General features: G+C 66.5%; 12 protein-coding genes and 1 tRNA gene. 5 read left to right on the forward strand and 8 right to left on the reverse strand.

What is annotated here, in order from left to right; all coding sequences use genetic code 11:
• The first annotated feature begins 302 nt into the window (after nt 1-302).
• The 3 genes from AB0F01_RS22405 to AB0F01_RS22415 all read left to right on the forward strand — a co-directional run bounded on the left by AB0F01_RS22405 (nt 303) and on the right by AB0F01_RS22415 (nt 3,534).
• Nucleotides 303-1,508, forward strand: coding sequence for a DNA polymerase III subunit delta' (locus AB0F01_RS22405; protein ID WP_362098485.1), 1,206 nt, complete (start codon nt 303-305; stop codon nt 1,506-1,508).
• A 133-nt stretch (nt 1,509-1,641) separates the two neighbouring features.
• The gene (locus AB0F01_RS22410) at nt 1,642-3,345 is read left to right on the forward strand and encodes an alpha/beta hydrolase (RefSeq protein ID WP_362098488.1); all 1,704 of its coding nucleotides are present in this window, start codon (nt 1,642-1,644) and stop codon (nt 3,343-3,345) included.
• A gap of 112 nt (nt 3,346-3,457) precedes the next feature.
• A tRNA-Thr gene (locus tag AB0F01_RS22415) sits at nt 3,458-3,534 on the forward strand.
• Between the two features lie 312 nt (nt 3,535-3,846).
• On the opposite strand, the gene AB0F01_RS22420 is transcribed toward AB0F01_RS22415, so the two are convergent.
• From AB0F01_RS22420 to AB0F01_RS22450, 7 genes are all read right to left on the reverse strand, one after another.
• Nucleotides 3,847-4,425 carry a hypothetical protein gene (locus AB0F01_RS22420; protein WP_362098491.1) on the reverse strand — a complete coding sequence of 193 codons (579 nt, stop codon included), beginning with the start codon at nt 4,423-4,425 and terminating at the stop codon, nt 3,847-3,849.
• 84 nt (nt 4,426-4,509) lie between these two features.
• Nucleotides 4,510-5,028, reverse strand: a complete 519-nt coding sequence (locus AB0F01_RS22425; RefSeq protein ID WP_362098494.1) for a hypothetical protein — start codon at nt 5,026-5,028, stop codon at nt 4,510-4,512.
• A gap of 55 nt (nt 5,029-5,083) precedes the next feature.
• Nucleotides 5,084-5,485: a hypothetical protein gene (locus AB0F01_RS22430; protein ID WP_362098496.1), complete on the reverse strand. Its 402-nt coding sequence runs from the start codon at nt 5,483-5,485 to the stop codon at nt 5,084-5,086.
• 432 nt (nt 5,486-5,917) lie between these two features.
• On the reverse strand, nt 5,918-6,448 hold the full coding sequence (locus tag AB0F01_RS22435) for a hypothetical protein (RefSeq protein ID WP_362098498.1): 531 nt from the start codon (nt 6,446-6,448) through the stop codon (nt 5,918-5,920).
• A gap of 505 nt (nt 6,449-6,953) precedes the next feature.
• On the reverse strand, nt 6,954-7,481 hold the full coding sequence (locus AB0F01_RS22440) for a hypothetical protein (protein ID WP_362098501.1): 528 nt from the start codon (nt 7,479-7,481) through the stop codon (nt 6,954-6,956).
• The gene (locus AB0F01_RS22445) at nt 7,478-9,598 is read right to left on the reverse strand and encodes a hypothetical protein (RefSeq protein WP_362098504.1); all 2,121 of its coding nucleotides are present in this window, start codon (nt 9,596-9,598) and stop codon (nt 7,478-7,480) included. The genes AB0F01_RS22440 and AB0F01_RS22445 overlap by 4 nt, the downstream gene beginning before the upstream one ends.
• A 5-nt stretch (nt 9,599-9,603) precedes the next feature.
• Nucleotides 9,604-10,080, reverse strand: coding sequence for a hypothetical protein (locus AB0F01_RS22450; RefSeq protein WP_362098507.1), 477 nt, complete (start codon nt 10,078-10,080; stop codon nt 9,604-9,606).
• Between the two features lie 585 nt (nt 10,081-10,665).
• On the opposite strand from AB0F01_RS22450, the gene AB0F01_RS22455 reads away from it, so the two are divergent.
• Complete coding sequence (locus tag AB0F01_RS22455) at nt 10,666-11,031, forward strand: excalibur calcium-binding domain-containing protein (RefSeq protein ID WP_362098510.1); 366 nt, start codon at nt 10,666-10,668, stop codon at nt 11,029-11,031.
• Between the two features lie 15 nt (nt 11,032-11,046).
• On the opposite strand, the gene AB0F01_RS22460 is transcribed toward AB0F01_RS22455, so the two are convergent.
• Nucleotides 11,047-11,631, reverse strand: coding sequence for a GNAT family N-acetyltransferase (locus tag AB0F01_RS22460; protein WP_362098513.1), 585 nt, complete (start codon nt 11,629-11,631; stop codon nt 11,047-11,049).
• Between the two features lie 94 nt (nt 11,632-11,725).
• On the opposite strand from AB0F01_RS22460, the gene AB0F01_RS22465 reads away from it, so the two are divergent.
• Nucleotides 11,726-11,953 carry a hypothetical protein gene (locus tag AB0F01_RS22465; protein ID WP_362098516.1) on the forward strand — a complete coding sequence of 76 codons (228 nt, stop codon included), beginning with the start codon at nt 11,726-11,728 and terminating at the stop codon, nt 11,951-11,953.
• The last annotated feature ends 76 nt before the right edge of the window (nt 11,954-12,029 follow it).

Consider the following 12,029-nt stretch of genomic DNA (forward strand, 5'->3'; position numbering starts at 1 on the left):
ACGGAGCACCATGCCACGACGGGCGTCGGACGCCACCCGAAGCGGGCGGCCCCCTGCCCGTGCCTGCGCTGCCCGTGCCTGCGCTGTTGCTGCCCGTGCCCTCGCTGTCGGTGCCGCCCCGCACAATGGACCCCGTAGACCGTGCGGCCGGTGCGAGGCAGCAGCCGTACCGTGCGCGTGGCCGGGGTTCCCTCAGTACACGCAGGGGACGCAGCGGACGTCGTGGATGCGGTGGACGCACGAGTTGCAGAAGACGCAGGGACGCGGTGTGACGCGTCGGAACGGAAGGACGGCGTGACCCCATGACCGTGTGGGACGACCTCGTCGGGCAGGAACGGGTCGGCGCACAGCTCGACGCGGCCGCCCGCGACGCCGACGCGCTCGTCACCGCCGCCGCGGCCGACGCCCCGCCGCCCGAGGCGTCGAAGATGACGCACGCCTGGCTGTTCACCGGCCCTCCCGGCGCCGGACGCAACCAGGCGGCGCGGGCCTTCGCCGCCGCCCTGCAGTGCGTCAGCCCCGACCGCGCGCTCGGCGGGTCTCCCGGCTGCGGCTTCTGCGACGGCTGCCACACCGCGCTGGTCGGCACCCACGCCGACGTGAGCACGGTGGCCGCCGTCGGCTCGGAGATCCTGGTCAAGGACATGCGCGACACCGTGCGGAAGTCCTTCACCGCCCCGGCGAACGGCCGCTGGCAGGTCATCCTCGTCGAGGACGCGGAGCGGCTGAACGAGAAGTCCGCCAACGCCGTCCTGAAGGCGGTCGAGGAGCCCGCGCCCCGCACGGTCTGGCTGCTCTGCGCCCCCTCCGTCGAGGACGTCCTGCCGACCATCCGCTCCCGCTGCCGCCACCTCAACCTCACCACCCCTTCCGTCGACGCGGTCGCCGACATGCTCGTGCGCCGGGAGGGCGTCGAACCGGAGGTCGCCGCGGCGGCGGCCCGGGCCACCCAGGGACACGTCGACCGGGCCCGTCGCCTGGCCACCGACCCCGCGGCCCGCGCCCGCCGCGCCGCCGTCCTGAAGCTGCCGCTGCGCGTGGAGGACGTCGGCGGCGCGCTGAAGGCCGCCCAGGAACTCGTGGACGCCGCGGCGGAGGACGCGAAGCAGCTCGCCGAGGAGATGGACACCAAGGAGACGGACGAGCTGAAGGCCGCCCTCGGCGCGGCCCAGGGCGGCCGGCTCCCGCGGGGTACGGCCGGTGTCGTCAAGGAACTGGAGGACATGCAGAAGCGCCGCAGAACGCGGACGCAGCGCGACAGCCTCGACCTCGCCCTGACCGACCTGACGAGTTTCTACCGCGACGTGCTCGCCCTGCAGCTCGGCTCCCGCGTCGCCCTCGCCAACACGGACAGCGAGGACGCCCTGCAACGCCTCGCCCGCTCCAGCACCCCGGAGTCCACCCTGCGCCGCATCGAGGCGATCGCCGCCTGCGGCGAGGCGCTCGACCGCAACGTGGCGCCGCTGCTGGCGGTGGAGGCGATGACCATGGCCCTCAGAGCCGGCTGACGAGGCGGCGCCCCCCGGGGAGCTCCGCGCACGCACCGCACACCACCCCACCGGGGCGGGCAGGCAGTAACTCGTACGAGGCACGACGCGTACACACAGCACTCACGCCGTCGCACACCGTTACCCTCGCGGCATGGACCCACGGCGCACCCCCCGCACGACCGGCCCGACCCCCAGCACCAGCGGCGACACCGGACGGACCGGCCGCCGCGGCCCCGGCCCCCGCACGGGGAGGACCGGCAGGTCCCCCGAAGACCGGCGCACCGGCGGAGCCCGCCTGCGCACCGGGGCGACCGTGCTCGCGGCCGTCGCCCTGCTGCTGGCCGGCTGTTCCGCCGGGGCGACGTCGACGAGCGCCGGCGCGTCGGCGGCGGAGGAGGCGCCCACCCTGGCCCCGCTGCCGCGCAGCGTTCCCGCCTCGCTCACCCGGTACTACGCGCAGAAGCCGGCCTGGCGTGACTGTGGCGTCCCCGGCTTCCAGTGCGCCACCGTCCGGGCCCCGCGGGACTACGCCGAACCGGCCGACGGTGACATCCGCCTCGCCGTCGCCCGCAAGAAGGCCACCGGACCGGGGGAGCGGCTCGGCTCCCTCCTGGTGAACCCCGGCGGACCGGGCGGCTCGGCGATCGGCTACCTCCAGGCGTACGCGGGCATCGGCTACCCGGCCGAGGTCCGCGCCCGCTACGACATGGTCGCCGTCGACCCCCGTGGCGTCGCCCGCAGCGAACCCGTCGAGTGCCTGGACGGGCCCGGCATGGACGCGTACACGCAGACCGACCTGACGCCCGACGACGACAAGGAGACGGAGGCCCTGGTCACGGCCTTCAAGAAGTTCGCCGAGGGCTGCGGAGCGGACGCCCCGAAGCTGCTGCGCCACCTGTCCACCGTGGAGGCGGCCCGTGACATGGACATCGTCCGCGCCGCGCTGGGCGACGAGAAGCTGAACTACGTCGGCGCCTCGTACGGGACCTTCCTCGGCGCGACGTACGCCGGGTTGTACCCGCACCGGACGGGCCGCCTGGTCCTCGACGGCGCGATGGACCCGTCCCTACCAGCCCGGCAGCTCAACAAGGAGCAGACGGCCGGCTTCGACACGGCCTTCACCGCCTTCGCCGAGGACTGCGTCCGGCAGACCGACTGCCCGCTCGGTGACCGGGGCACCACCCCCGAGCAGGCCGGCAAGAACCTCAAGGCCTTCTTCGACGAGCTGGACACCAAGCCGCTGCCCACCGGCGACGCCGACGGCCGCCGGCTCACCGAGTCGCTGGCCACGATGGGCGTGATCGCCGCGATGTACGACGAGGGCGCCTGGCAGCAACTGCGCGAATCGCTGACCTCGGCCATGAAGGAGAACGACGGCGCCGGACTCCTCTTCCTGTCCGACAGCTACTACGAGCGCGACGCCGACGGAAAGTACTCCAACCTGATGTTCGCCAACGCGGCCGTGAACTGCCTGGACCTCCCGCCGGCCTTCGAGACCCCGGAGCAGGTGCGCGAGGCGGTGCCGGACTTCGAAAAGGCGTCCCCGGTCTTCGGCGAGGGCTTCGCCTGGGCCGCCCTGAACTGCGCCTACTGGCCGGTGGCGCCCACCGGGCAGCCGCAGCGGATCGAGGCCAAGGGCGCCGCCCCCATCGTCGTCGTCGGCACCACCCGCGACCCGGCCACTCCCTACCGCTGGTCCGAGGCCCTGGCCGCCCAGCTCGACACCGCCCGCCTCCTCACCTACGACGGCGACGGCCACACCGCCTACGGCCGGGGCAGCGCCTGCATCGACGCCGCGATCAACGCCCACCTCGTCGACGGCACCCCGCCGGCCGACGGCAAGCGCTGCCGGTAGCCGCGCCTGCGCCCTGGGGGCCCTGACCCCGTCGCCAGGGCGTGTGCGAAGCACCCCTCGGAACTGTGTAGACTTACCGTCGTTGTCGATCGCACCATGGTGCCGACAGCGCGCCGCCTTAGCTCAGATGGCCAGAGCAACGCACTCGTAATGCGTAGGTCTCGGGTTCGAATCCCGAAGGCGGCTCCATCGGAAGCCCGGCTCGGATTATCTCTGAGCTGGGCTTCTTCGTTGAGGGGAGCGGGCAACGCCATCCTCACCGGGTGCACGGTACGCGCCCCCTCCTCGGCGGGGAGAGTCTGAGGCGTGAGCCACGGCTGGCGCTCCCGGTACAGGTTGCTCCCGTGTTGTCGGCCGACCCGTGCCTGCCGATGCCGTGTCGTTCAGACCACCGACAGAGCGGGCGGATGCAGAAGCTGAGCCGGACAGCAGGGAGGGGCGGCGTCGATCGTCGTCCCAAACTGCGTGAAACTCGGCCGACGAGTCGTTATTGGCTTGCACTCACAGCGTGCATCCTGCTTTCTTCATTCCTTCCGGTAGATACGACTTGGCAAAGTCTTCGAGTTCCTGATGCATTGGCTCGTCCGTTTTCACGCCCAAGATCACATCCAGGATGTAGTAATCTTGCTTTCCGTATCCGGTGCAGGCGTTCATGGAGATGAGCCAGTCATCGGTGGTTACGGTGTCGTCGCCGACCGCAGCCTTCTTTGGGTTTTTTGCGCTGTCGGGATCGTCATCGACAACGAAATCCCAGACGTCGAATCGATTCTGGCGTCGGTGCTCCTGGAGTATGAGAGATGTATCGTTGTCCACGGATATGCGGCACATGGACTGCACGTGATCGTCATTTCCGGCTACGGCCTCGAATTGCTGACCGGAAGGCAACAGTGGTTGCAGTGCGACAGGATCAATTTGTCTGCCGCAGATCTCATGGGGGAGTTCGTATGCGGTAGAGTTGCTGCATCCGGCTATGGAAAGGAGCGACAATGCGAGAGTCGGCGACAGCAGAAAAGCGGAACGTCGGGATCTGGTGTGCGTTCTGACGTGACTACGCTGGTCTGCTTGACGCGTATTTTTCATGCTGTTCCCCCGTGGGTGGGCGCCCCCCACGTCATTGTGCTGGTCCAGTGAAATGTGTGCAATGTGTGCCGCCGTCGGAGAATGTCATTTCGTGCATCCCATATTCAGCATTCCTTCCGGCAGGTAGGCCTTGGCGAATCGCTCCAGTTCGCGAGTTTTCGCTTCGTCGACTGCACCGGCGGATATGATGACGTCCAGAATGTGATACTTTCCCCGCCTGGGGCAGGGGTTCATCGCAATGAGCCAGTCGTCAGAGTTCAAGGCGACCTCGCCGGCGTCGGACTTCACCGGGTTGTTGTATCTCCTGGAGTATTTCCATATGTCAAATTTATTCTGGTCACGCATCTCGTTGATCCTGAGTGCCATGGCGTCGTCCACGTAGATGACGCACTCTGATGCGTTCTCCTTGGTTGACTCCTGGCGAGCCTCGAACTTTTGACCTGAGGGCAGTAGGGGGGCCAGGAGGGACGGGTCTACTTTCCTGCCGCAGACGGCGTCGGGGATCGTGTAATTGGTGGCCGCTTCGCATCCGGTGAGGAAGACGAGGAGAGGTGCGAGACCCAACGTCAGCAGAATCGGTGTCCTTAGTTCATCACATTTCATTCGTGAATCGTTCCCGTTGGGTGCTCTCAGTTTTCGGATCTCGTCTCGGTCGCACTTACTTGGGAGTGATTCCGGCCACTCTGTTGGCGGTGTCATTCCCATTGAAGGCGCTGTTCCCGATCTCGCCCTGCAGTGAACGCCAATCGCCCTCCAATGCCAACTCGTGATCGGGGTTCGCGCGAGCCCATTCCGCGCAGAACTCGTTGAGTTGTTCTACGCGTACGCTGAAGTTGCTCCTATTGTCCAGTTCCCGTTTGCCTTCGATGCGCTCTTCTTCGTCTTGTTGCCAGGCGTAGGCCGCCGCATCCGCTCCTCGCTGTACGGCGTCACCGACCACCGGGATGAAGTTGGCCGCGCCCCCGAAGCCGTGATAGGCCCATTTCGCCGGCTCGGACAAGTTCCTCTTTTGGATTGCCTTGGTGCTCGGCGTGAATGTCAGCAATAATGGCTTGAGCAACGCTCTCCATCAGCATGCCGTAGGCATGTTGGTCACGTGAAATCTGCTTGGATACTTTCAGCAGGTCTTCGTAGTTGAGTGGCCCTTCGTCGGTGTCCGCATCACTGGCGGTCTGGTGCACGTCTGCGGCAAGGGCTACGACTGGAACCCCCAACCGCGCTGAACTCCGCAGTTGCCCGGCCCCGCCGCTTATCTCCCGCAAGGCCCACCGAACATAAAGGGCATTGGCAAGCGCGTGTGAGCTGGTGGAGCAGACCTCCGCCCTGCTCCACCAGCTCACATGCCTCGCTGGCCGCTGGAACGAACGCTGCACCGAACTGCACGTCGCGTTTTTCTCCCTGCCTGCGGTCTGATCTGCCGACGACGCCTCAGAAGGCCCGATCATAATGGTGTTGCGAGCTCCTAGTAGAGTGACCGGTCAGATGTTCTGGCTCACTCCGTGCAACCCATCTTCTTCATGCCTTCAGGAAGGTATGATCGAATGAACTGCTCAAGGTGCCTTGACGTTTCCTCGCTGGCCTTTGTTGCCAAGGTCACGTCCACGACGTAATAGTCCATTTTTCCATGCCCCGTGCATGCGTTCATTGATATCAGCCAGTCGTCGGAAGTTACGGTATCGTCCCCCACGGCTGACTTTCTGGGGTTATTGAAAAGACGGGCATCCGCCATAACAAATTCCATGACGTCGAATCTGTTCTGGTTGCGAAGCTCGCTGATGGCGAGTGTGTCGGACTTGTCCACGAAGATGTGGCACGCAGACTCAAGATCGTCATCTATCGTGTGCTCCGCCTCGAATTTCGCCCCCGAAGGCAGCAAAGGCCCGAGTGAAGGGGGGTCGATCTTCCGGCCGCAGATCTCGGAAGGGATTTCGTACCCAGCTGCACTGCACCCGGAGATGGTGAGTGACAAGAGAGCGAGGCTCGATGTCAGAATGAGTGTCGAATTGGCCGTCTTGTTCTTCATTCCGGTGTGAATCCTGCTACTCTGTTTGCAGTGAGGTTGCCGCTGAAACGCTGCTGCCGATTTCGTGCTTCCAGATCTTTTCGATTTCTTCTCGGCTAGATTCGTGATCGGGGTTCACGCGGCACCATTCCTCACCCAATGCGTTAAGGTGTCGCAGGTGCATCGATGCGGCCCCCTTCTTCCTGTTGCCGGGCGTAGGTTGCGGTATCCACTTAACGCTACGCCGCATGTCCAGCCACGGGGATGAAGTGGGATGAAGTTGACAGTACCGCCGATCAGGTGATAAGCGCACTTTGCTTCCTAGGGGGGTCTTCCTTGTCGGTCGATAGAGCCCGATAGGAGGATCGCCATGTCGTCCCAGCCAAGTCGAGATCCACAGGGCCGAACGGCTCGGCCAGGAGCAGACCAGCCGCGACTGGCTGTATGACGAATCTGCGCTGCTATTCCCCAAACCGGTTAGCGCTGAGGAACTCCTCGCCTTGTGGCTCTCTGGCCTACCTGCCGGTCATTCTGTGCAACCCATCGCCTTCATCGCATCCGGCAAGTAGGACTGGGCAAATCGCGCGAGTTCCTTGGGTTTCGACTGTCCTTCGTCAAGGATGTCCAGATCCAGAATGTAGTAGTCCCCTCTGCCGTGTCCTGTGCAGGCGTTCATGGACATGAGCCAGCGGTCGGATGTCACGGTGTCGTCGCCGACCTCAGATTTTTCCGGATTTTGGGAGGAACGGTTCTCCATCGCGAATTTCATGACATCGAATCTGTTCTGGTCCCGAATTTCGCTTATGAGGAACGTGCGGGACTTGTCAACGAGTACGAGGCACGACGACTGGTCGTCGTCGGAAATCTGCGGGCGGGCTTCGAAGGTTTTCCCGGAGGGTAGTAGAGGCTGCAGTGCAGACTGATCGATTTTCCTTCCGCAGATGGTTGTGGGAATCTGGTACCCGGAGGAGGAGTTGCACCCGGCGGTGGTAGTCAGGAGCAGGGTAAGGGTCGACGTCAGCAGAAGCGACGCCCGCAACATCTTGTTACTCACTGCGGGATAACACCTGCCACCCCGTTGGCGGTTTTGTTTGCATTGGAAGCGCTAGTTCCGATCGCCTCATGCAGAATTCGTTCGTCTGCCTCTGCAGAAAGCTCGTGATCGGGGTTGGCTTGAGCCCACTCCTTGCTGAGCGCTTGCAAATGCGTCTGGCGTATGGAGAAGGTCTCGCTCGCGTCCAGCCTGATTTCGTCGTCGATTCGCCTTTCTTCTTCCTGTTGCCAGGCGTAGGCTGCCGCGTCCACTCCTCGCTGCACCGCATCGCCGACCACTGGTATGAAGTTGGCTGCACCACCGAATCCGTGATAGGCCCACTTCGCAGGCCAAGAGGCGTCTTCCTTATCCGTCACGAGTGCTTGGTAGCGGGCAGACTCCATAAAACCAACGGTGCTTCCGGCTCGGATGAGCTCCTCCCTCGGATCGCCCTCATGTTCCGCGTGGATGTCAGCGATGATGGCCTGGTTCATATGCTCCATCAAAGCGCCGTAGGAATTCTGATCGCGCGAAATCTGCTTGGACACCCCCAACAACTCCTTGTAGTCGAGTGGCCCGTCGCCAGGACCTATGGAACTGGCGGTCTGGTGCACGTCTGCCCCCCAGTTGCCCAGGAGGACCGCCATGTCGTCCCGTAGTTCCGGTGGGAAGTCGTCGCCCTTGGCGGCCAGGCGGCTCAGGATGCCGTCGAAGGCCTGCCGCTGCTCGTCCGTGTGGTCGTAGGACGTGATGATGTGCGGCTGGTCCGGGTTCAGGCCGGTGCCTGCTGCCAGCAGGGCCTTGCCGAGGGCGTTGCGGGACTGGATCGTGCCGTCGCCCTCGTGGTACGGGCTGTCCTCGTCGTAGTACTCGCGTTCGTTGAGGAGGTAGTCGGCCGCGTCCTCGCGGCCGAACAGCTCGGTGGCGTAGTCGGGGTTGTGCGACACGGCGCGGAGGAAGCCGGCCATCGGGTCGCTGCTGGTCGTTCCGTACTCACCGTCGGGGCCCTTGGTCGTGTAGTCGAGGTGGGTCCCTCCCATACCGGGGTTGCCCCAGAGCGACGCGGGATTGAACCCCTTCTTCTCCTCGAAGGCGCGCAGGCCCTTGTAGTAGTCGTCGAGGAAGCCCTCGTCGAACTTCCCCTTGACCATGAGATTGCTCATGATCTGGAAGCCGTAGGCCTTGGTCATGATGCCTTCGTGCCCGTACGTCTTGCCACCTGCGGCGATGAGGTCCTTCTTCCACGCCTCCATCTCCGGTGAGGTGCTGTGGGAGGCGGTGGCGAGGGACATGCTGAGGTTCTTCTGGACGTCGCCGAGGAGCTTCGCGCGCTCGCCCTCGGGTGTCTCCTTGGGGTCGGCCAGGTCGCGCCAGAACTGGAGCGTGCCGTCGGGGCCCAGGTCGAGGACGAGGTTGTTGGTGAAGGCGGGATTGTCCCGGTGGTTCTTCAGCGTCTCGTTGAAGCGGGCCAGCTTTTCCTCGCTCCAGTCCTGGACGTTGCCCTTGGCGATCTCCTTGCGCCAGTACTCGGCGTCCGCCCTCCCCTGGTCCTGGTCGGCGTCCTTCAGGCCGGTCGACCCCTGGTCGGTGAAGTCGTACTTGTCCTTGGCGAGTTGGCGCAGGGCACGGGCGGCGATCCGGTCGGTTTCCGTCGCCGCCCAGAGGATCTTCTTGACTCGGCGCTGCGCGATCTCCAGGTCCTGATCCGACGGCCTGGGGATGTCGCTCTTTCCCGAGACCATGGGAGGAGGTACCGAGGCTACGGCCCGGCCCGTGCCGTCGACGTAGATGTACCGCTTCCCCAGATCGTCGAGCGCGGTCTGGAGGTCCAGCTTGTGCTGCGTCAGCGCGGCGTGGGCGTCACTCAGGATGCCCAGCACGCTCTTCGCCTCGGCGGCCGCGTCGCTGAACTGCGCTGCCGTCCTGGTCACGAACTGCCGGGAGACGGTGGCGTTGACGCCCACCCAGTCCGCCGCGACCGCCTTCTTCTGCAGGTCCTTGGCGCTGACCTGGCCGTCGCCGCCCGTGGCGAGCTTTTCCAGTCGGTCGAGCATGGTCCGCCAGTCGTCCACGGCGGTCTTCAGGGTGCCCAGGCGCAGGCTGTTGAGTTCTTCGACCGTCAGCATGTCGGTTGCCACCTGTATCAGGCCTCCGCGGACTTGGGGGCGTAGTAGTCGTTGATCCGCGACACCGTCATCAGGTCACCCGTGGCGTTGCGCATGCCGGTGACGACGTGTTCCTCGTCCTTGGCGTGCTGGGCCCGCGTGAAGTCCAGGTGGTTCGAGATGTGGGCGCACGCTTCCTTGAGGGTGCCCGACTTGGTGTTCCAGGCGTCGTGCAGTGCGGTGAGCGCGGAGCCCATGTCCAGGCCGTCGTTGAAGAGATCGATGGAGGCCTTGAACGTGCTCGGCCGCGCGAGGTCGCCGTCGACCGTCAACCTCTCGCGCAGGTCGTAGGCCATGTTGCCCAGCTTGCCCAACTGGTCGTCGTGCACCACGAGATCGGGTGCTGCGCCCCCGCTGCCCTGGCCCGGATCGGGAGCGACCCGGTTCAACTGCATGGACGTCGCCTGCTTCTGGGCGACCTCGGCCTTGATCTGTTCCCATTCGTCCCACGCCATGCGGACGAACCCCCTCCCCGTGCGTGTCAACTCCATCGGGTGAGGGCCTGCGCGCCCCCAGCCGGCTTCGAACACTCTGTCATGTGGCGCGGACGGTCACCTGTTTGCGGTCTTCGGTCACGGCATCTCCACAGCTCGGAGGGGTCAGTCGGTCCGGGAGACGGTCGTTCCGGGCGGGAGGCGCGACGCGTCGGAGGGAGAGGGTCCGGGAGTCCCGCGGAGGAGGACTTCCGGGGGCCGTTGAGAGTGGGGAGCCACGTCGTGGGGCTGAGGCGAGGCGTGTGACCTCCGGGGGCTGCCGCGCCGGACGTGCGGCTTGGAGTGGGCGGTGCTGCACTGAGGAGCAGGGCTGGTCGATCCCTTGAGGTGATGTCCATGACCGACGGCAGAAGACGGCGCGGGCTTGTGTGGCGGGTGCGGCGGTGGTGGGCGGGAGGGGGGTGTGCGGCGCGTGCGGGGGCGTTGCTGGTGGGGGTGCTGGGGGTGTTCTTGCTCTTCGGTCTGGTGGGCGCAGTGCTGGAAACCGTGGGGCCCGGTGGGAGTGAGAGGGAGCCCGATCGGGCACCGTCGCGGAGTCGTGAGCCGGTGCGTGAGACCGGCAGGGTCGGCGAGTCCTCCGAGCCCGCACCGTCCGCACCTGCCGCGGCGAGCAACGACCCGGCCTCCGAGTCGCCCGCCGGCTCGGTGCGGCCGACGGCCGAGGTCCGGGTGACGGAGGCTCCCACGGTGACGGCCACGGAGACCGTGGAGGTCACCGAGACGAGGACGCGTACCAGGGACGAGGCGACGGCGCCGGCACCGGACGACGACGCCTCCGGGGTGTACTACGAGAACTGCGACGCGGCCCGGGACGCCGGGGCGGCTCCCGTGCACGCGGGGGAGCCCGGCTACGGCTCGCATCTCGACCGGGACGGGGACGGCGTGGGGTGCGAGCCGTACGCGGGACCGTGAGCAGGGGCGGTCGGCTCAGATCCGCAGGTCCCGGCGCATGAGGATGCGGGGGTGGCCGGCGAGGACCGAGGTGGTGTCGGCGGTGTGGACGAAGCCGGCGCGTTCGAAGTTCCTGCGGAGGCCGGCGTAGGCCATGGTCAGGTCGACCCGGGCGTCGCCGTTGTCCAGGGGGTACGCCTCGACGACGGGGGCGCCGTGGGCGCGGGCGAAGTCGACGGCGCCGTCGATGAGGGCGTGGGAGATGCCCTGCTTGCGGTGGCCGGGCCGGACCCGGATGCACCACAGGGACCAGACGGGCAGGTCGTCGACGTGGGGGATCTTGCGGTTGCGGGCGAAGGAGGTGTCCGCGCGCGGGGCGACCGCCGCCCAGCCGACCGGCTCGTCACCTGCGTAGGCGATGACTCCGGGCGGGGGATCGGCACGGCACAGGTCGGCCACGTACGCGCCGCGGTCCGGACCGCGCAGGGCGTTGTTGAGCCGGGACGGGATGCGGTAGCTCAGGCACCAGCAGACGTTGGCCGTCGGCGACTTGGGGCCGAGTACGGCCCGTACGTCCTCGAACACCGATGCCGGGCGCACCTCGATCGTCTCGGTGGTCATGGCACCAGCTTGGCACGGTCCGGGCGCGGCGGCAGGTGGTTCCGTCGCAGGCGTCCCGCGTGCGCACCCGCTGATCACGCCGCACTCTGGTCCCATGGCCGATGCACCGACGATCGTGATCTACCCCCCGGCCTCCGACGGCGGGCGGCGGGTCCGCGCGGGCGGGCGGTTCCTGGGCATGGCGTACGGGCTGCTGGACGTCGTCGAGTTCCTGCGGCTCGCGGGACTGGAGAACGTGGACGACGACTGGGTGCGGCAGAGCGCCGTGATCGAGTGGCGGGGCGGGGACGCCGGGAGCTGGGGGACGCCCTCCGGGGCGTGACCGGTCGCGTCCGACGGGAGGCGCGGGCCCGGACGCCCTGAAGGAAGTCCGTCGTCGCGGGGTCGGGCGGGCCGGG

The sequence above is a fragment of the Streptomyces sp. NPDC029526 genome, assembly GCF_040637405.1.
In the GTDB taxonomy this organism is placed as follows: Bacteria; Actinomycetota; Actinomycetes; order Streptomycetales; family Streptomycetaceae; genus Streptomyces.